The sequence below is a fragment of the Luteibacter rhizovicinus genome (assembly GCF_004342265.1).
Lineage (GTDB): Bacteria > Pseudomonadota > Gammaproteobacteria > Xanthomonadales > Rhodanobacteraceae > Luteibacter > Luteibacter rhizovicinus_B.
This window is the reverse complement of the sequence record NZ_SMCS01000005.1, coordinates 24,088-43,866: the sequence shown is the minus strand read 5'-3', so window position 1 is coordinate 43,866 and position 19,779 is coordinate 24,088. Positions and strand designations below refer to the sequence as shown.

Annotated in this window: 20 protein-coding genes; 8 read left to right on the top strand and 12 right to left on the bottom strand. The window is 60.0% G+C overall.

Going from position 1 to position 19,779, the window contains the following annotated elements; all coding sequences use genetic code 11:
* Window positions 1-29: 29 nt before the first annotated feature.
* From EC912_RS13110 to EC912_RS13075, 8 genes are all read right to left on the bottom strand, one after another.
* Window positions 30-2,450, bottom strand: a complete 2,421-nt coding sequence (locus tag EC912_RS13110; RefSeq protein WP_132144782.1) for a GH92 family glycosyl hydrolase — start codon at window positions 2,448-2,450, stop codon at window positions 30-32.
* A 24-nt stretch (window positions 2,451-2,474) separates the two neighbouring features.
* Window positions 2,475-3,926, bottom strand: coding sequence for a glycoside hydrolase family 125 protein (locus EC912_RS13105; protein ID WP_132144781.1), 1,452 nt, complete (start codon window positions 3,924-3,926; stop codon window positions 2,475-2,477).
* Entirely contained in the window at window positions 3,923-6,583 is a 2,661-nt protein-coding gene (locus EC912_RS13100) for a beta-mannosidase (RefSeq protein WP_132144778.1), read from the bottom strand. Before EC912_RS13100 ends, EC912_RS13105 begins: the two co-directional genes overlap by 4 nt.
* Complete coding sequence (locus tag EC912_RS13095; RefSeq protein ID WP_207906839.1) at window positions 6,580-9,276, bottom strand: TonB-dependent receptor; 2,697 nt, start codon at window positions 9,274-9,276, stop codon at window positions 6,580-6,582. Before EC912_RS13095 ends, EC912_RS13100 begins: the two co-directional genes overlap by 4 nt.
* Before the next feature lie 597 nt (window positions 9,277-9,873).
* Complete coding sequence (locus EC912_RS13090) at window positions 9,874-10,200, bottom strand: hypothetical protein (RefSeq protein ID WP_132144774.1); 327 nt, start codon at window positions 10,198-10,200, stop codon at window positions 9,874-9,876.
* Between the two features lie 478 nt (window positions 10,201-10,678).
* Window positions 10,679-10,903, bottom strand: a complete 225-nt coding sequence (locus tag EC912_RS13085) for a LysR substrate-binding domain-containing protein (protein WP_243649267.1) — start codon at window positions 10,901-10,903, stop codon at window positions 10,679-10,681.
* A 266-nt stretch (window positions 10,904-11,169) separates the two neighbouring features.
* Entirely contained in the window at window positions 11,170-12,489 is a 1,320-nt protein-coding gene (locus tag EC912_RS13080) for a PQQ-dependent sugar dehydrogenase (RefSeq protein ID WP_132144772.1), read from the bottom strand.
* Window positions 12,482-12,925, bottom strand: a complete 444-nt coding sequence (locus tag EC912_RS13075; RefSeq protein WP_132144770.1) for a DUF2231 domain-containing protein — start codon at window positions 12,923-12,925, stop codon at window positions 12,482-12,484. Before EC912_RS13075 ends, EC912_RS13080 begins: the two co-directional genes overlap by 8 nt.
* A gap of 312 nt (window positions 12,926-13,237) precedes the next feature.
* Between EC912_RS13075 and EC912_RS13070 the strand changes: the two genes are divergently transcribed.
* Together EC912_RS13070 and EC912_RS13065 are read left to right on the top strand one after the other, a co-directional pair.
* Window positions 13,238-13,558: a 2-hydroxyacyl-CoA dehydratase gene (locus EC912_RS13070; protein WP_132144768.1), complete on the top strand. Its 321-nt coding sequence runs from the start codon at window positions 13,238-13,240 to the stop codon at window positions 13,556-13,558.
* A 22-nt stretch (window positions 13,559-13,580) separates the two neighbouring features.
* Window positions 13,581-13,862 carry a hypothetical protein gene (locus tag EC912_RS13065; RefSeq protein ID WP_132144766.1) on the top strand — a complete coding sequence of 94 codons (282 nt, stop codon included), beginning with the start codon at window positions 13,581-13,583 and terminating at the stop codon, window positions 13,860-13,862.
* 662 nt (window positions 13,863-14,524) lie between these two features.
* On the opposite strand, the gene EC912_RS13060 is transcribed toward EC912_RS13065, so the two are convergent.
* From EC912_RS13060 to EC912_RS13050, 3 genes are all read right to left on the bottom strand, one after another.
* The gene (locus EC912_RS13060) at window positions 14,525-14,836 is read right to left on the bottom strand and encodes a hypothetical protein (RefSeq protein ID WP_132144764.1); all 312 of its coding nucleotides are present in this window, start codon (window positions 14,834-14,836) and stop codon (window positions 14,525-14,527) included.
* A gap of 342 nt (window positions 14,837-15,178) precedes the next feature.
* Window positions 15,179-15,631 carry a hypothetical protein gene (locus EC912_RS13055; RefSeq protein ID WP_132144762.1) on the bottom strand — a complete coding sequence of 151 codons (453 nt, stop codon included), beginning with the start codon at window positions 15,629-15,631 and terminating at the stop codon, window positions 15,179-15,181.
* A 179-nt stretch (window positions 15,632-15,810) separates the two neighbouring features.
* A complete protein-coding gene (locus EC912_RS13050) occupies window positions 15,811-16,302 on the bottom strand; it encodes an ankyrin repeat domain-containing protein (RefSeq protein ID WP_132144760.1) in 492 nt (163 codons plus the stop codon).
* Window positions 16,303-16,424: 122 nt separating this feature from the next.
* On the opposite strand from EC912_RS13050, the gene EC912_RS13045 reads away from it, so the two are divergent.
* From EC912_RS13045 to EC912_RS13020, 6 genes are all read left to right on the top strand, one after another.
* Window positions 16,425-16,790, top strand: a complete 366-nt coding sequence (locus EC912_RS13045) for a hypothetical protein (RefSeq protein ID WP_132144758.1) — start codon at window positions 16,425-16,427, stop codon at window positions 16,788-16,790.
* 59 nt (window positions 16,791-16,849) lie between these two features.
* Complete coding sequence (locus tag EC912_RS13040) at window positions 16,850-17,407, top strand: hypothetical protein (RefSeq protein ID WP_132144756.1); 558 nt, start codon at window positions 16,850-16,852, stop codon at window positions 17,405-17,407.
* An 11-nt stretch (window positions 17,408-17,418) separates the two neighbouring features.
* A complete protein-coding gene (locus tag EC912_RS13035) occupies window positions 17,419-17,748 on the top strand; it encodes a hypothetical protein (RefSeq protein ID WP_165973593.1) in 330 nt (109 codons plus the stop codon).
* Window positions 17,749-17,774: 26 nt separating this feature from the next.
* Window positions 17,775-18,308, top strand: a complete 534-nt coding sequence (locus tag EC912_RS13030) for a hypothetical protein (RefSeq protein WP_132144752.1) — start codon at window positions 17,775-17,777, stop codon at window positions 18,306-18,308.
* 112 nt (window positions 18,309-18,420) lie between these two features.
* Complete coding sequence (locus EC912_RS13025; RefSeq protein WP_132144750.1) at window positions 18,421-18,729, top strand: ArsR/SmtB family transcription factor; 309 nt, start codon at window positions 18,421-18,423, stop codon at window positions 18,727-18,729.
* Complete coding sequence (locus EC912_RS13020) at window positions 18,726-19,118, top strand: VOC family protein (protein ID WP_132144748.1); 393 nt, start codon at window positions 18,726-18,728, stop codon at window positions 19,116-19,118. The genes EC912_RS13025 and EC912_RS13020 overlap by 4 nt, the downstream gene beginning before the upstream one ends.
* A 119-nt stretch (window positions 19,119-19,237) precedes the next feature.
* On the opposite strand, the gene EC912_RS13015 is transcribed toward EC912_RS13020, so the two are convergent.
* Entirely contained in the window at window positions 19,238-19,684 is a 447-nt protein-coding gene (locus tag EC912_RS13015) for a MarR family winged helix-turn-helix transcriptional regulator (protein WP_132144746.1), read from the bottom strand.
* Window positions 19,685-19,779: the final 95 nt, after the last annotated feature.

Genomic DNA, 19,779 nt, shown 5'->3' with positions numbered 1-19,779 from the left:
CCGCCCTACAGGAGTGCGCTCAAGCGCGCTCACACGAACGACGGCGGGCGGTCCGACGGAGCTTTGCCGAAGGCCTCGTTGGGCTTGTCGCCCATCACGAAGGAGAGCGTGCCTCCTGCCGTTAGCTCCTTGTGCGGAATCCAGCTCTTCGTCCACGGCTTGCCGTTCCACGTGACCGACTGGATGTACGGGCGGCCTTCGCCGTTTTCCGTCGTTTCGATGACCAGCGTGCGGCCACCACCGACCTGGACCTCGGCGCGATCGAGCAGCGGGCTGCCGAATACGTAGTTGGTGCTGACCGGGTCGACCGCGTAGAGGCCCATCGCGCTCATCACGTACCACGCGCTCATCTGGCCGCAATCCTCGTTGCCGGGCAGACCATCGGGCTCGGGCAGATACATCGTTTCCAGCAGCATGCGCACGCGGGCCTGCGTCTTGTGATGCGCGCCGGCGTACGCGTAGAGATAAGGCATATGGTGCCCCGGTTCATTGCCGAAAGCGTACTGGCCGACCATGCCGGCGATGTCGGGTGGCGCATTTTTCGGCAGGCGCGGGTCGGCGTTGAACAGTCCGTCGAGCTTTTCCTCGAATGCCTGCTCGCCGCCGAACAGTGTCATGTAATTATAAACGTCGTGCTGATTGAGGAAGGTCGCCTGCCACGCGTTCGATTCGGTGAAATCGCGCCAGCGGTCCGAATGGCCGATGGCCACGGGATCGAACGGTTCCAGCCAGGTACCGTCTTCCGCGCGAGGGCGGACGAAGTTCGTCTTGTTATCGAATACGTTGCGGTAGTTCTGCGAACGTTTGCGCAGCAACGCGGCATCGTCGCCATGGCCGAGGGCTTCGGCCATATGCGCCACGGCCCAGTCGTCATAGGCGTATTCAAGCGTCTTGCTTGCCGCCTCGCCTTCCTTGTCGCTGGGGATGAAGCCGAGCTTGCGGTAGTACGGCAGACCGAAATAATCGTCCTGCGTGGCACGGCGACGGAATACCGGCCATGCCTTCGCATAGTCGATGCCGGTGAAGCCCTTTGCCTGCGCTTCGGCTACGACAACGGCGGAGTGGTAACCGATCATGCAGACCGTCTCGACGCCCTGCAACGGCCACACGGGCGCGCCGCTCGGGCTTTCCACCGCCAGGCGGACGAGGCCGTCGACCAGATCCGGCACGCGCTCTGACTGGTAGAGCGTGAACAACGGATGCTCCGCGCGGTAGGTATCCCACAGCGAATAGGTGCTGTAGTTATGCCGCCCTTCGGGCAACGTGTGTACCGCCCTGTCCATGCCACGGTAACGGCCGTCGATATCGCTGAAGACGGTCGGTGCGAGCATCGTGTGGTAGAGCGAACTGTAGAACGTGCGCTTGATCTTGTCCGACGACGAGGCAATCTGGATGCGCGAGAGTTCCCTCTCCCACTCGGCCTCGGCATCCGCGCGAACACCGTCGAAATCCCAGCCGGGAATCTCGCCGTCGAGATTGCGCATCGCACCTTCGATGTCGACGCCGGAGATTCCCACCTTGACCAGCAACGGCTCGCTCGACGCCTTGTCGAAATGCAGCGCGGCCTTGAGATGATCGCCCTTGGCCGAGCGCGTGCCCTTCGCCAGCGCCTTGTCGTTCTCGTACAGCGTCGCGCTGGCAATGGGCCGCGAGACCTTCATCGCGAAATAGATGACGCGCCCGCTCGCCCACTGGTAAACGCGACGGCCACCAACCAGCGTGTCGTTGCCGACCAGCTTCAGTTCGACATCGCTGACCTTGGTCGGCGTCTCCATGTCGTCCTGAAAGCCGTGCGTCATGTCGATCAATAAATGCGCGTCGCCGTCTTTCGCGAAGGTGTAACGGTGAATGCCCGCGCGCAGCGTTGCCGTCAGCTCGGCCAGGATGTCGTGCGCCGTGAGCTGGGCGCGGTAGTAACCCGGCTGCGCATGCTCGCCCGTGTAATGCGAACGGTAGCCCTTGATCCCCGTCTTGAAGCCCTTCGGCTGCTCGCCAGCCCCAGGCCGTGCGCCATCGAAACGAGACACGTAATTCACGCCGTCGAAGTCGCGATCGCCCGGTTGCAGACGCACCGGACCCATCGACGGCATCACCAGCACGTCAAGCATGTCGCTCGCGCCGGTACCGGACAGATGCGTATGCGAGAAGCCCATGATCGAGCCGTCGCCCTGGTGGTAACCCGACGAACCATCCCATTGCGCGTTGTACGTATCGGGGCTCAGCTGGACCATGCCGAAGGGCCGCGTCGCACCCGGATAGGTATGGCCGTGGCCACCGGTGCCGACGAAGACGTTCACGTAACGGGCAAGGCCATCGGCCGTCGTGTCCAGTCCCGAGGCGGGCGCGGTCAGGCCGCGCTGCACGCCGGCGGCCAGCGCGGTGAGGGAGCCGAGCTGACCGACCGCCGTGAAGGCGGCCATCCCTTGCAGAAAACGTCGACGGGTAACCATGATTCGCTCCAGACAGGCGACGCGTCAGACGCGCCGCAGGGTATCGGGGTGTTTGTCGGCGAGGTGCACGACGAGTTCGCCAAACAGCGTATTGGCCCACGCGAACCACACGCGGGTGAATTGTTTCGGGTCGTCCTGGTCGAACGCCTCGTGCATGAAGCCTGTGTCGGCGTGCGTCGTTTTCAGCCAGTGCAGGCACTGGCGCTGCTCGGCCGCGTCGTCGGTAGTGAAGGCTTTCATCATGATCGACATCGGCCAGATCATGCGCAGGCCTTCGTGCGGACCGCCGATGCCTTCGCCGGCGGAGCCCTTGAAGAAGTACGGGTTCCGCGCGCTCCAGACCCGCTCGCGCGTGCGCTTGTAGCGTGCGTCGTAGGCGCTGCTTTCCAGATACGGCAGTGCGAGCAGGCTCGGCACATTCGCATCGTCCATGAACAACTGGTTGCCGTAGCCGTCGACCTCGTACGCCCAATAGTCGCCCTGCCCGTCTTTCACCACGCCGTACTGTTCGGCGGCGGCGGCGATCTCATCGGCCAGTGTCTGGCATTCATGCGCGAAGGACATGTCGCCAAAGAACGTGCCGTGCATCTGGGCCAGCCGACGCAGCGTAACCACGGCGAACAGGTTGCCCGGGATATTGAACGGATACAGCGTCGCGTCGTCCGAGGGGCGGAACATCGCATGGATCAAACCAACCGGGCGGGTCGGGTTGCCGTAGCCGTGCAGGAACTGGCTCTCGGTAGGATTCGGCGACTGGCGCTGGAAATGATACGGGCCGGGACCATCCTTGCGCTGCTGTTCGCGAAAGGTCCGCACGATCAGTCGCGTCGCCGAGCGCCAGTCGTCGTCGAACGGCTCGCGATCGCCGGTCCGCTGCCAGTATCCATGGGCAAGCCGCACGGGATAGCACAGCGAGTCGATCTCCCATTTGCGCTCGGCCACGCCGGGACGCATATCGGTCACGTCGTTCTGTGCCCATTCGAGTTTCGACTTGCCATGCGGATCGGGCAGGAAGGCATTCGCATACGGGTCGATGGCGATGCAACGCGCCTGACGTCGAATCAGGCCGCGGAACATGTGCCGCAGTGCCTCGTCCTTCGCTGCCAGCTGCACGTACGGCCACACCTGTGCCGAGGAATCGCGCAGCCACATCGCGTCGATGTCGCCGGTGATCACGAACGTATCGGCGCGACCGTCGAGCGTGCCTACCTCTACCGTCGTGTCCAGCGTGTTCGGAAAACAGTTCTCGAACAGCCAGGAGAGTTCCGGATCGCCGATTTTCGCCTTCGTGCGGGCGATCAGCTGCTCCACGGCGGGACTCGTGAACTTACGCCTGGCCAGCGGTGGCCGGCGGCTGACGAAGCCACCCGTCCGTGCGGCCAGCCCGGCAGGCGCGGCCATCGTGAGTCCCCCAAGCATCGTCGCCGCTGGCGCCATGGCCAACCATTTGATGATGTCGCGACGACTGCTGTTCATGGGGTGTCTTTCCTTGTTGTTTCCACAGTGATGGGCTGCGTGGCATCGACAAGCGAACGCACGGTCAGCGCGCGGCGCAGGCTGCCGAGGTCGGCGTTGCCTTCGACTTTCAGTTCCACACGCTCGCCCGGAAGCAGGTCGAACGCGTTATCGGACAAGCGACCATCCAGTTTGCCGAAGTCGATCCATACCGCGCGCGCCAGATGTTTCGCATATACGCTGACCACGATACCGTGACCGTTGTAGCTTACTTGCGCATCGAGTTCCGGCTGGGGAAGCGCCAGCGTGCGCGCCGCGCCGAAGTACAACAGGTGACGACTCACCGGCGCGCCGTTTTCCAGCAGCTCGAAGACGACGACCGTATGTTTCGGGTCGGCGCCCTTCAGAAGCTGCGCGTCGGTAAACGTCGCCGCCGACGTGCTGGCAAGCGCAGCGGCGTTAAGCGCGCGACTCTCTTCGTGCAGCACCTTGCCCTGCATGTCCAGCACGCGGGTACGCAACTGCGCCTTGAACGGCACGGTGCGATCCGAAACCGCGAAGACTTCCGTGCGCCCGTCGCGACGGATCGGCACCACGTCCACCGGCGCGTAGAAACGCTTCGCGTGATACTGCAATGCCTTCCAGCGGCCGTAATAGTCGACGCTGGACCACGACGGGCCAGGCCACACATCGTTGAGCTGCCAGTACAGCGAGCCCATGCTTTGCGGCCGTGCGCTGCGCAGGTGTTCCGCCGCCAGCTCGATGCCTTCGGCCTGCATCACCTGGCTGAGATAGACGAACGAGGGAAAGTCCTTCGGCTCGCCGTATTCCTGGCGGATATAGAGCAGCAGCCGCTGGTTGCCGTCGCCGTTGGCAAACTTCTGGTGCGCACGCATCACCTTCGATTCGGCGGACATGTCCTCGGGTTTCGTCACCGTTTCCAGCGTCGCGATGGATGGGAACGATTGCAGGCCGTATTCGGACTGGAAGCGTGGCGTCGTGTCCAGATAGTGCGAGATAGGCTCCGAGCCCGACCAGACTTTCCAGTAGTGGAAGTCGCCATCGTTCTCGACGTTGGCCGGACCGTCGAAGTCGGTACTCGGCGAACTGGCCCAGTACGGCACTTCGGGCGAGAGATCGTTGGCGATCTTGCGCAGCGTATGGCCGAACAACTCGCGCATGCCGTCCTCGATGCGCTTGACCTCGGCGGCATCGATGGACTGACGGAAGGTTTCGCGGTCGGGCCAGGACTCCCAGCCGGTCTGCACTTCATTGTTACCCGACCACAGCACGATGCTCGGATGGTCGCGCAGACGCAGCACCTGCTCGGTCGCCTCGATGCGGACGTTCTCGCGGAAAGCATCGTCATAGGGCGTGATCGCACCGCCAAACATGAAGTCCTGCCAGATCATCAGGCCCATGCGGTCGGCTATCGCATAGAACGCGTCGTCCTGATATGTACCGCCGCCCCACATGCGCAGCATGTTCATATTGGCGTCGCGTGCGGAACGCAGGATCGACTCCATCCGCTGCGGCGTGGCGCGCTCGGGGAAACTGTCGAACGGGATCAGGTTCGCGCCTTTGGCGAACACCGGCACGCCGTTGACCACGAAGGCGAAACCGCGGCCCCAGCGATCCTTGTCGCGGCGCAGTTCGACACTGCGCAGGCCGATGTCGCGCTCGGCGCTGGCCAGCGCGTCGCCGCCGGCCTGCACGCTTGCGCGCACGTGGTAGAGATTCGGATCGCCGTAGCCGGCCGGCCACCAGCGCTGTGGATGCTCGATGCGCACGGGAACGACGACGTGGTTCTCGCCCGCCGTCAGTTCGGCATGCTGCGTCTGGCTACCCTTCGTACCGTCCGGAGCGGTCCAGTCCACCTGCACGTCGACCGCTTGCGCACGGTCGACGCGAAGATCGAGCTGCGCCTGCAACTGCGCGACGTCGGCATCGACCTTCGGCTGCGCGACGTGGAAGTCCGCCAGCCGCAGGTTGTCCCAGCTTTCCAGCCGTACCGGCTGCCAGATGCCCAGGGTCACGTAACGCGGACCCCAGTCCCAGCCGTACTGATAGTTGGCCTTGCGGACGTAATTGGATGTCTGCTTGCCCTTGGGCTCGTCGCCGAAGGCGGAGTCGAACTCGCCCGGTAACGCATAAGGCTGCTTCAGCAACCATGGCTGCAGGCGCGCGATCGGCGAATGCAGGTGCACCAGCAGCGTATTGCTGCCCGGATGAAGCTGCTCTTTCACCGGAATGCGCCAGCGGCGGAACATGTTGTCGGCCGAGAGCAGGTGCTTGCCGTTGAGCGACACATCGGCAAACGTGTCCAGCCCGTCGAAGACCAGCTCGACATGGCCGCGTTTCAGGCTGGCCGCATCGACATCGAACGATAACTGGTAGTCCCAATCGGCGAGGCCAACCCATTGCAGGCTGGCCTCGTTATCGCGATAGAACGGATCGGCGATGGTGCCGGCCGCGAGCAGGTCTGTCTGCGCGCTACCGGGCACCCGCGCCGCTTGCCAGCGTGCCGCCGCGGGATGCGCGGCGGCAGCGGACGACGATGGCGCGAGGCGAAACTGCCACCCCTGCAGGAGCGGCCGCTCCGCCAGTGCCTGCGCACTGGCGGAACTTGCGACGAAACATGCCGACAGCGCGAGCAGCGCACGCCAGCGTGCGATCACAGCTTGAAGCCCAGGTTCAGCGTGTAGGTGCGGCCATTCTTGTACGCATTGAGCGGCTGGCTCGGGGTGTTGTTGTAAACGAAATAGGTCTCGTCCAGCAGGTTCGTGGCATCCAGCGAAACGCGGATGTGGTCGTTGATCTGGTAACCGACCGACGCGTCCAGCTCGCGGAAGATGCCCGTGATCTGCGCCGACTGCAGCTGCGCGATCTGCGTGAAGTACGCCGAACGCCAGCTATAGGTGATGCGGGCGTTCCACGGACCCTGCTCGTAGTACGGGCTCAGGTTGAACGAGTTCTTCGAGTTGTACGGCAGCGGGAAGCTGTTGCTGGTATCCGCATGCGAGTACGTGTAGTTCGCCAACATGCCGAAACCATAACCGAAGTTACCCTGGTAGGTCAGCGACAGGCCCTTCACCTTGGCGACGCCTGCATTGATCGGCTTCTCCATGGAGTAGACCGCGTCCTGAAGCGTCGTCAGGTTGAAGTGCGTTTCCTCGACATTGGTGTTGAGGATGTAACCCGAGATGCGGCGGTAGAAGGCCTCGGCGGACAACACGCTGTTTTCCGAGAAGTACCATTCCAGCGATGCGTCGTAGTTGGTCGACTTATACGGCTTCAGGTCGGTATTGCCTTCCGAGCCCGTGAGCGTGCGGTCGTCCAGCGCGACGTACGGCGTCATCTGCTGATAACGCGGACGTGCGATGGCCTTCGCCGCGGCGAAGCGCAGCACCAGATCGTCGCGCAGGTCATAGGCGATATTGAACGACGGCAACCAGTCGTGATAGCTGCTGCGCTTGTTCACCGGCGCGTACTGATTGGTGCCGATGCTGTTGTAACCGTCGACCGTGTCGCGGGTACGGTAGTAGCGCATGCCGAGGTTGCCGCGATAGCTGTCGCCGGCGAAGTCGCCCTGGATGTAGAACGCGCGGTTCTGTTCCTGAATGGAATAGGTCGCCTTCGGATCCAGCGGCACGCTGGTCACCAGGCTCTGCACGTAGTCTTTCAGGCCACCACGGCTGATCGTCGTCCAGTTGGCCATGCTGCCGGTGCCATTCAGACCGCCGAGATAGCCGTCCGGGGTCATGCCGCCCTGAAGATCGGCGAGCGAGACGCCACTGCCATCCGGCGACGGAATCTGCGCGGCGTAACCGTCCTGACCGTTGTAGTGATTGGTGGCCTTGATACCGACCTCGATCTGATTCAGCGGACCCCAAGAGACATCGTGCGCGAAGTCGGCCTGGAAGTAACGCTCGCGGTCGTAGCTGGGCGCGTAGCTGTAGCCGGCACCGTGCGCGAGCATCTGCGACGGGTTGTCCGGGCTGTTGTAGTTGATCTGCGGATGCTGGCCCGCCAGGTTCCAGTTGTAACCGCCGTAGCCCTGGAACTGCGCGCTGTAGATGCCGTTCGACCCACCGGTGGAACCGGTGTAACCGACCTGGCTCGACGCGGTCCAGCCATCGCCGTACCAGTCGGCGCGCAACTGCGCGGTACCGGTGTTGACCTTCGAGAAACGCTCGTAGCCATCCAGATAGCTCGGTGCACCCGCGCCGTACGAGCCGTTCGTGGCGACGCCATTGTTGAAGCCCAGCGAATTCGCGGAGGCCGCGCTACCCGACCAGTCGCCATAACGGCTCTGGTTGAAGTTGTTGAACTTCTCGGTCACGTACAGGCCCGTGAAGTTCAGTTCGAAACCGTCGTTCGGCTTCCACTGCAGACCGGTGGACACGCCGTCGCGCTTGCGTTCCTGCTGGAACCACGCCGTGTTGATCGCGGTCGGATAAACGCCCTGCGCGTTCGGCGCCACGACGCCCGGGGCGAACTGGTGGCTGGGGTTCGTATCGGTGGGATCGTTGACGCGCTGGTAACCGAAAATCTCGGTGCCCTGGCGATCGATGACGCGATCCGAATGCATGACGGAACCGAGCACGCCGAAGGTATTGGCGTCGTTCTTCCAGCTATAGAACAGCGAAGCATTCGGCTTGCCCTTGTCCGCGCGGTCGTTATAACCGTAGCTGACATTGCCGGTCAGCGTATTCGCCTTCAGGTCCAGCGGACGACGCGTGTTGACCACCACCGTACCGCCGATGCTGCCTTCGTCGATCTTCGCCTGCGGGGTCTTGTAGACCTGGGCGTTGCCGATGATTTCGGACGTGAGCAGGCTGTAATCGAACGAGCGGCTGTCCGGGTTGTTCGGATCGGACGTCCAGTTGGTCGACGCAAGCGTCTGGCCGTTGAGCAGCAGACGGTTCAGCGCCGGGTCGGTGCCCAGGATGCTGACCTTGTCGCCTTCGCCGAAGTTACGGTCGACGCTGATGCCCGGCAGGTGCGAGAGCGATTCGGCGACATTGGTGTCCGGAAACTTGCCCACGTCCTCGGCCGAAATCGCATCGACGATCGAGTCGGCATTGCGCTTCAGATCGAGAGACTTCTGCAAGCTCGCGCGGATACCCGTGACGGTCACGCCTTCGAGGTTCGAAGCAGCCTGCGGATTCGCGGCATCGGGAGTGGCAGGGGTGTTCTTCTTCGCCGTCTTGGCGGGCGGCGTGGGGGTCGTCGCGCCCGAGTCCTGCGCCATGGCGCTGCCCGTTGCGAACAGCCCAGCCAGAATGGCCATCGAAAGTGCGCTGATCCGGTGGTTCACATCGATTTCCTTGGAAGATGGCGCGAGACCCGGACAGACGTGCCTTCGCATCGTCCCTTCCCTTCCCGCGTAATTTTTAGGCCGAACGCGCCCGCGCGAGCATTCGCCCACGTTGTTCGCGTTCGTCCTTGTGGATTCGTTCTTGCCCTGCGCCCATGCGCGGTGGCGATGGTCCGCCCGTACGTTCGATACCGCGTCGTCGTCACTGTTGCAGCGGTGTTACGGATCGAATTTTTAGGGGTAGCTGACAACGTTGTCAACCGATTTTTTAACTCGATCTAAAGTCCGCAGCAATCAATCAACTCGCTGTTTTTAATTGATTTATTCGAACGCATGAAATACTGCATTGCGGAATTTCTCATTCAGAATTTGGATCGATCCATGTCCCGGTCAACCGTTGGCTCTATGCCGCTAGGTCACTATTTCCAAAGCAGTTTTTTCAGCCGGGCACGGCTTTGGGGGAAAACGGTCCCGATGGGGTGCATCCATGCTGCGGCGCAACCAAAAATAGCCGACCGAAAGCATCGTTCCATCCAAAAAACTGACAACCCAAACAACAAAGCGAACTGCAGGAGCGCGCTCAAGCGCGATAGCCAACGAAGCGAAGAAACAGAAACCATCCACCGCACTCAAGCGCGCCACATCCACTTAGGCAGCTAACTCACGCTCCCCGCGCAACCCACTAGCCACCCGATACAACCCAGCGATCTCATCGATGAGATGACGCAACGTATAGGCCACCTGCGCAACTGTCCCCGGCTCGATATCGATCGACGGGACATCGATCAACAAATCGGTGACTCCACGCAGCCCCGCCAATCGATCGAACAGCAACGCATCAACGTCACGCAACGACAACGACAACGACAACGACGTGTGAGCTTTGCATGTGGGACAGGGAATGGTCGTGTCTTCGCCAGAGGCGGCGATGGCGATACCGGACGCGTCTACTACTACGTCATTCTTCTTGGTCATGCAGCATCCTCTTCCATGGATGTCCGCCACCCGCGGAAATGCGGGTGGCGGGCGTGCCAGGTTCGAAGCCGTGATTTGGTACGGTCGGGACAAGCCCGCCCGGCACGCCCGCCGTAAACGTCGGGACGTGAGCATATTCAACGCTGAAAGGAGTCGCTTGAGACGACGCCTTCCCGCGCCAAATCTCGGGCTTCGAGACCCGATCGCCGAAGTGCGGCGACGCGATGAGGATCGCGGCGATGACGCGAAGCGTCAACCCGTTTGGATAAAAGAGACCGAATTTTCAGATTAGTCTGAGTGGAACCAGCCGCATGAAAATCACGCTGACCTGGACTACCTGTCCTTGTCCCCTACCGAATCATTTCGCGCACATGTATTGCGCGCTCTACTGGTACATGCGCGGTCCACGTCCCTGGCCCTGGACGAAGAGATTCGGAGATCAAACGCGTTCTCCCGATCTTCACGCGAGCCGTTCGGCTTAGCCGTCTCCGTCCCCAATTGGGACACCAAAACGACCAAGCATGAAATCGATAACGCTACGTAGCTTTGCCGTCGGGCGGCGATCCTGCGCGTAAATCAGATACATGGGAGAAGGCATGAGTGCCCAGGCCGGTAATACGGGTAGCAAACAGCCGGTGGCAAAATCGTCGGCGAGCAGTGCTTCCGGCAGCAACACAATGCCTGCGCCATGTGTGGCAGCCATGCGCAACGCATCACCCTGGTTCGCGGTAAACCGGCCTTGAACGGCGACATCGCAAATGCCGCCGCCGGGTCCCAGCAGACGCCACGCTCACATCGGAATGATGGGCCACGTAGTCGGTCAGCGCCGGCACCAGGCAATGGCTACCGAAACTGACGGGCGCAATCATCCTCAGCTCACCGCGCGGACTGGCGGCAACTCGATGAGCGCTGACTGATCCGCACCAGCCAGCGCTAGGGATTAACCACCCCTACCCCGATTCCAGACGCTCAGCGCGCCCCCGACGTCACTCGCCAGACGGTGTCGCCGACATCGTCCGCGATCAATAGCGATCCGTCCTTGTCCTGCGCCAGGCCGACCGGTGCGCCGTACAACTGCGACTCGTCGGCCGAGTAAAAACCGGTGACGACGGGCTCGGGAATGCCAACCGGCTGGCCCTGCTTGAAAGCGACAAACGTGACGCGGTAGCCGCTGAGTGGCGTGCGGTCCCAACTCCCGTGCTCGCTGATAAACGCACCGCCGTGGTACTTATCCGGCAGCGCGTTGCTGTCGGAGAACAACAGTCCCAGTGGGGCGACATGCGATCCCAGGGCGTAATCCGGCTTAATCGCTTTTTTGACCAGGTCCGGCCGCTGCGGCATAACGCGACTGTCCACGTGCTCGCCGAAATAACTGTAAGGCCATCCGTAGAAACCGCCTTCCTGTACGGAGGTCAGGTAGTCCGGCACCAGGTCCGCGCCGATCTCGTCGCGTTCGTTGACGATGGCCCAGAGCTTGCCCGTCTGCGGTTCCCATTGAAGCCCTGTCGGATTGCGCAGGCCCGATGCGTAGATACGGCTAGCGCCGGTGGCGACATCAACTTCAAGCACGTCCGCACGCCGGTATTCCACGGCCAGCCCGTTCTCGGTGATGTTGCTGTTGGACCCGACACCGACATACAACTTGCTGCCGTCCGGACTCGCCAGCAGTGCCTTCGTCCAATGGTGGTTGATGGTGCCCGGCAGGTCCGCGAACGCCACGCCGGGCGCCGTGATCTGCGTTTCCCCCGCGGTGTAGGGAAACTTCACGATGCCATCGGTATTGGCAACATAAAGGGAATCGCCGATCAGCTGCACGCCGAAGGGCGAATGCAGGTTCTCGATGAACACATGCTTTTCCCATCCGCCGTTGGCGTCGCTCGTTTTGCGCAGCAGCGTGATCCGGTTGCCGCCCTTGCCACCTTTGCCCGATTTGTTCTTGACCATGCCAGCGATCAACTGCTTGGGCGTCGTCACCGGTTCCGTGCCGGGGCCATTGGATTCCACCACCAGGATGTCGTCGTTGGGAAGAACGTAAAGCTGGCGAGGATGCATCAGGCCACTGGCGATCGCTTCGATCTTCAGTCCCTCCGCTACCTTGGGTGTTTGACCTTGCTTCCAGCCGGCCTTGTCCGGTACCTGCATGGGCGGCACCAGGAAGTTCTGGGCCTTGGGCAGTGTCGGGTTGTTGCCCGACTGCTGAGCGGGTTCAAACGACGCTTTTTCGCTGCAAGCACCCAGGATGGCCGCGCATGCCAGCGCCAGCGCGCTTCGGTAGAGGATCTTATTCATGGATAAAGTCTCCCGATGCGGAGCGCTTCACCGCAACAACAATGTGGCCAATGGACAGAAGGACGACCGTGCAGGCCGAAAGCCAGACGCCCGCAGGAACTATCGAATAGGCATCGCGACTGTGCACGAACGCATTGACGATCGCCGCGACGACGGCGAACAGATTCAGCCAGAAGTCGAGCTTGTCGGCTCCCGTGACGGTTCGTCGGAAGGTGATCCAGACCTGCACCAGGTTGATCAGACGCGGGATCACCGCAACCAGCAGGCCGATGGCGATGAGCCAGGCGGCGCCTTTCACCCACAGTATCTCCGCGCTGCGGGCATAGACGATGTCGAAGATCAGCGCGGCGACAAAGAAGCCGAACGGGATGGGGTTTAGAAGTCCGTAGATGGCTCTGGCCAGTACGGAACTACGCGGTGCGGTGCGGTAGCTCATGGGGTGCTGTCTCGATGAGGGTGGCGGGATATGGCGGACCTGGGCGTTCTTGCGTGCGCCTCCCAAGGTTGCCGGCTTGAGGGCTGACGGAGGCTAGCCTGCCCGGTGTCTAGGGTATGTCTGGATGTCGGGAGTGTCTTGGATTTACCTGCGCTCGCGGAAAGCGAAACGGAGGCAATCGTGAGCTCAATCCCTCTGGAGTCGGACCGTCAGGCTAGTATCATCCGTTCACAGGGGCGGGTTCCTCCCCCAACGGGCCCACCGATGTATCGGGCCGCCACGGCAAATGTTCCAAAGCATATTGAGCAACGCATGACGTCATCGACCGATTATTCTTTCCGCAAATTCCAGGAAGAGCTACGTGCTCTCGATGGCAATGCACCGACACGCGTTGAACCAACACGCATTGAACCAACACCTGTTGAAACAAAAAAACTCAGCAAGAAAGAGCTGGAAGCGCAGCGATTAGCAAAAGAAAAAGCGGAATTTTCGGCACTACGTGAAAAATACCAATGGAGCGTCGCAGACGTGGTGTCATTCTTTCCCGAAGAGGAAGGCATCGGTTATTTGCAAGCATTACTGCAAGCCCCGCCTCAGAAGAAGCGGGGACGGAAACCTAAAGCCGATATGTAGCCATGCAAACAGCGGAAGGATAATGTCCGTTGTCCTGCCGGAATCCGCTATCGGGTGGTGCAAAACCATGATAGGTTCGAAAATGCCGCCATCTCGCGGCATTTTTACTCAATGGAGTGCATTCATGGAACAGCTAAACGTTGTTTTGCACGAAGATAGGGTGAACGGGTTTAATCCTTTCGGAATTCAGGTCGAAGGGCCGTTACAGAATCAGGCGACAGTGGGGAAGCGCGAGCCCAAATACCAGGGCAGCACTGATGTCAGCGGTTTCGGTTCCCGTACCGGCGGCGGCGACTTCGGCTAACCGAAGTTAAGCGCCATAGCTTCAGAATTATTCGCAGATGATATGAAGCCGTCTCTTTATCAAGAGGCGGCTTTTTTATGGATGGAGGTTAATCATGTTCGCGGGTATTGTTGAAGGCACGGAGATAATAAGCGGGCTTAACCGCATCCGTGCCAGCATCCCGTCATTGGCCCACCGGTTTTGCGAGAGTTGCCAACAAGGCTTTGTCCAGGCTTGCAGCCACACCTAACATGTGCCGCACCGGCACGTTGTAGTTGGCCAGGGCCGGGGTGGAATTCAGGGGTGAAGCCAGACCTTTTTCCAGGTCCAGCTTCCAGCGGACGGGTTTGCCGAGATCCTGTGCCTTACCCGCCAGGGGCTGGCCCAGCGCGCGGCCAACGACACCGTCGAGGCTACGCCCGCGAAAGCAGCCACGGGAAGATATAGAGCGAGCAAGGCGATACGAAGGAACAAGGCGGCTCGTCGAGCAGGGCGGTTGCTCAGCGCAACGGCGAGAAAGCTGTCACCACATGTGGCTGAAGGCCCAGAAGTCCGGATAAAGAACAAAGCGGAAACCGGAGCGTCAACTAATCCATCCCGGTTTCCACACGCAGAGAAAACGGCAACAGCGCGCCCTACCCGTCCGCGTTGCCAGCTCGCGCAATCAAGCGCACTACATGAGTCTACCCAGCCAACTCATGCCCACGCATACCTCCACTCATCGCCCGATACAACTCAGTGATTTCATCGATGAGATGTCGAAGCGTATATGCCACCTGTGCAACCGTGCCCGGTTCGATATCGATCGACGGAACATCGATCAGCAAGTCAGTCACACCGCGAAGCCCCGCCAGCCGATCGGACAGCAACGCATCGACGTCACGCAATGACAACGATGCGTGGGCTTTGCATGTGGGACAGGGAACGGTTGGGTTGTCGCCAGAAGTGGCGATTGCGATATCGGACGCGTCTACTACATCGTTCTTCTTGGTCATGCGGCATCCTCTTCCATGGATGTCCGCCACCCGCGGGAATGCGGGTGGCGGGCGTGCCAGGTTCGAAGCCGTGTATTGAACGGTCGGGACAAGCCCGCCCAGCACGCCCGCCGTAAACGTCAGGGGCGCAAGCATAAGCAACGCTGAAAGGGGTCGCTTGAGACGACACCTTTCCGCGCAACACACGGGCTTCGACACCCGGTCGCCGATGTGCGGCGACGCGGTGAGGATCGCGGCGATGGTGCGTAGCGTCAACCCGTTTGGATAAAAGAGACCGAATTTTCAGATTAGTCTGAGTGGGCGACGCTATCCGGCTAGACCGCTCTACCTGAAACCCCCCGACTATTTATCGCGCGTTTTCCAACCGGGAGGCCACAGAAGCTTGTTGATCTCAACATCAAGGCTCGCAACCGAACTGTCGCCGCCACGAGATATCGCCGCTCCCGGAGGAAACATCCGGGCGACTCCTCCGTCGACAAGAAGTCCACATGATCCGTCGGCTACTTGCACGGGCACCGACAGATTGCCGTGCATTGCATGCTTCACCAAGGCATCGAGCTTTGCGCGTTGACTTGCAGACACAATCGACTGTCTGGCCAGCGATTCGTCGTCGAAGGCGATCATGCGTTTCCCATCCTTGCCGGTACCGATGACGACAACCGAACTCGATTGAGCCCCGTAACCTGCCGTCCACAGCACGGTGAATGGTTGTTCGTAGTCGATTGCAATGCGCGACAGGCTTTGACGAGCGTCGTTGATCGAGTCGGTAAAGCTTGCCTTGCATCGAGCCGACACATCACTTCCAGCGACGGGCTCTACTCCCAAAGCACCGGCATCGATCTATTTCTTAAGCACCGCGCTGTCAGGCACCGAAACTGATGCCGACTGCACAGTAGTAACAGTCATGGTCAGAGCCACACCCAATAAGCGGTAAAAAAGCGCTCTGGCCTTTTTGTTGAACCTGCAAGCGATGCTCAATCCTTGGCACCAGCCACCGTGAGTGCCTCGATCAAATCCTGATTGTCGGTATCCCGGGCGATCGAAAGCGCGGTTTCGCCATCATTGTCTCTAGCGTTGGGATTGGCGCCCATCGTGAGAAGGGCAACGACAACATCAATTCCATCCTCTTGATTGTTTGTCTGCTCGATAAGAGGTGTGCGGCCGCTCGCATCCCGCGCCTCGATATCGGCTCCCCTGTTCACGATCACTGCAACCGCTTCCGGATCGGTGACGATATGGAGGAGCGTGATCCCGTCGTCGTTTCTGGCATTGATATCGGCGCCGTTCGCCAGGAGGAGGTTCAAGATTTCCTCTTCGAAATACATGTCGAGGAGGTGGATCGGTTGAAACTCGTATTCGTCGACGGACGTAGCGAGCGTTGCGTCTTTGGCGAGCATCGTTCTGACCGTTTCGATATCGCCGACATGTACCGCATTGTGGAACGTCTTGATTGACTCGATATCCATTGGCGATGTCTTTCCCCTGTAAAGGCGCAGGATAGTCAAAAGCTGCGCCAGCAGTCGAGATATGGAGTGGCCTACAGCTTCAGCGAAAACCGAGATAGCGGCCAAAGGAGGCACCTCAGAGTATGCTGCCCCTGGTTCGACGAACATCATTAAAAGGGGGAGCCAATGTGAAAACGGCCGCTGCTTCACCAGTCTGCATGGTGACCTCGGTGATTCTTCGGGGCTTCATTCTTTTTTTTGCCTTAGTAGGACAGTCTGCCTTTGCTGCTGAGACCGTCACCTACTACTACACCAGTCCGCAAGGCACAGTTCTCGCCACCACAAATGCTGCGGGAAGTGCTGTATCGACCTCCGATTATCGGCCCTATGGAAGCCAGGCGCTTGGTGTGTCCGAAGCAGGTCCAGGTTACACAGGGCATGTAAACGACCCCGATTCGGGGCTGACCTACATGCAGGCGCGGTACTACGACCCGGTAACGGGTTTTTAAGTATCGACCCGATCGGGAGCCGACCAGCAGATCTTTTTACCTTTGGGCGCTATACGTACGTGGCTAACAATCCCGCCACCAATACGGACCCAGATGGAAAGCAGTTGGCACCTGGCGATGACGGCCCTATTGCCATGTCCATCCGTATGCAAGATTCAGCAGTCATAGCCGGCGAATTGCAGGCATCGAGGCAGGCGCTGGATATGGCCCCTGGGTTCATTCCCATCGTCGGCAGCATCGAAGGCATCGTCGATGCGGCTCACGAGCCGACCCCGTTTAACATCACGATGGCGGTGATTGGTGCATTGCCGGAAGGTGGTAGTGCAGCAGCCAAGGTTATCAAGGGAGTGGAGAACTCAGCGAAAGAGGTCTCGGCCACATCGAAAACGTTCAGCAGCGAGAAAAAGGCACTCGTTGATATGGCCAAAGCAGACAAGAGGACTGGAATAACAAGCGCAGACATGCAGGCTTACAAGGATCTCAATCGAGACCTTCCAGATCCGTTCCCCTCGAATAAAGTTCGAGGCCCGGAGGCCCACAGCAGCGGTGCCCCAACTTCCCAGCAGCCGCACGGACATGTCGGTCCGGTGGATCACATTCCAATACAGGACCCGTAGAAGTGACCAGAATGATCTATTGGCTCGTCGAGGCATGCCGTGAGCTGGAGCTACACATTGACACTGATCCCATCATCGACCTGCCAAGTGGGCTGAAAATAAATCCTGCAGCACGGATCCGTGACCTAGGCGGTGTTGAGGGCATGCTGATTGTCGACAATTACGACCAAGTCGAACCGCATACAGATGAAATTGTCCGCGCCGGATACGGATTCAGTGTTCTGGATGAGCCCCATCAAGGAGAGACATTCGATCTTTCTAACTATATGGACATGTTCCGGGATTGGGGATGGACAGGGTCGGCAGCCAGCCAACCGAAGTGGATTGATATCCATAACTGATTGCCAAACCCGGACGCTTTGTTGCTATGAAGTTGATGCAGCCCACCATCGCAATATTCCTCGTCTGTCTTGGTTTCTGCTGGAGTGTTGATCTCGATGCCAACTCAACATCGGGGCCCACACCAACAACTGTGTGTCAGCTGTTTGCCGCGCCGGGCACCACAGCCATTCGCGTGCGAGTTAGCGCCGTAGCGATCCGTGGGCCGCGGCACGGTTCCTATCTGGTCGATTCAAACTGCCGCGGTGAGAGGATTGGATTTCGGTTCTCGGACAAGCTGCCACCTTCATCCGTCGCCCAGAAATTCATGAACGCTTTGATGGCTGACCCCAGGAATCTTGCGATGCGGATTTTTACGGTGCAGGTGTCTGGCACCTTCGATCCGAAGGCAGGTGACGATCAGCACGGGCTCATCCTGATCGATCACGTGACAAGCTTTGAGAAGCAAGCTAAATGGCCAAGAGCTTGGGTCCCGAAGATGGGATACCGCTCGATCCTTGATCAACCGGTCATTGGATCAAAGAGATCCGGAAACCCAGACGGAGACAATAAATGGGTTTAACGACCTCCGCCCCGGTTTTCGGTTCCGGTTTTCGATTCCACGGGAACAAGCCTGGCCGCAGTTGACATGCAATAGAATCATTGCATATCGTGCGATATGGATATTGCGCCGCATGAATGATGAGCAGCTTGACCAAATTTTCAAGGCACTCGCCGACCCCACCCGTCGCAGGATCATAGATCGGCTGCGCAAGCAGCCCAACCAGTCGCTTTTTCAAATTTGTGCCCTGTCAGTCGCGGAGGGCGAAAAAGCCGTCTCCCGGCAGGCGATCACCCAACATCTCGACATGCTGGAGAAAGCCGGACTGGTTCACGTTTCCTGGTCAGGCCGAACCAAAATCCACGCTCTCGATCTCAAGCCGTTGCGAAAGGCGGCGGACATCTGGCTTCACAGACATCTTCAAGAGGGGAAAGACCGATGAGAATCTATGTCACAAGCGTCTTCGTCGATGACCAGTCCACGGCGTTGGAGTTCTACACCAAAGTCCTTGGCTTCATCGTGAAAAATGACGTGCCTTTGGGCGAAAATCGCTGGCTCACGGTCGTATCGAGTGAAGAACCTGCTGGAACGGAGCTACTGTTGGAGCCCAGCGGGCATCCTGCGGTAAAGCCCTATAAGGATGCTCTAGTCGAGGATGGCATACCCGCAGCCTCGTTTCAGGTTGATGACCTGAGCAGTGAATATGAGAGGCTGCGCGCGCTTGAAGTCAAGTTCACTGTAGAACCGATGGACGCGGGTACGGTTCGCATGGCTGTCTTCGACGATACCTGCGGAAATCTGATTCAGCTTATCGAGATGAAAGACAAGTAACGCGCCTGCTTCTTTGACCTTCGCGCTTTTCCGGCATGCTTGGCTTTTCTTTCTTCCAGGGGAGGATTACCGGTGACGATTGGCTCAGCGTCCACGCTGCATCGCCCAACAGCCACGCGTTACTGCGTGGATTGACGTGCGGCCAGCGCGGCACGATCAAGGGCATCCGACACGTCACGCTGTGCCTTTGCGTCGAACTGGGAGAGGAAAAGCTCAGTCACGGTGGCCTCGTAGATCTTCCACATACGTGCGCGCAACGCTCGCCCCGCATCCGTGATCGTGACATAGGCCGCGCGCCCATCGTCGGGAGACCGCGCACGCGTGACGAAGCCTTCCTGCTCCAGGCGATCCACCAGGCGAGTGAGGCTGTAACGTTCGATCACGAGCGCGTCGGCCAGCTCGTGCATGCGCCGCGTGCCGTCCTTGCCGCTTTCCACGCCCCACAGTGCGTCATACCAGGCATAAGCAGGCAACCCAGCGTTGGACAGTCGACGCTCAATCTCCCGAATCAGTGCGCGATGCGAGCGCACAAAAGAGAACCAGAGATCCGGCTCCTTGTTCACCATATGCAGCGCCTCCCGTACCCGATGAGTTGCAATCGCAATTATATCGCGGCATGATCGGCTGGTATCAATTGCAATTGCAATCGTATGTTGACGCC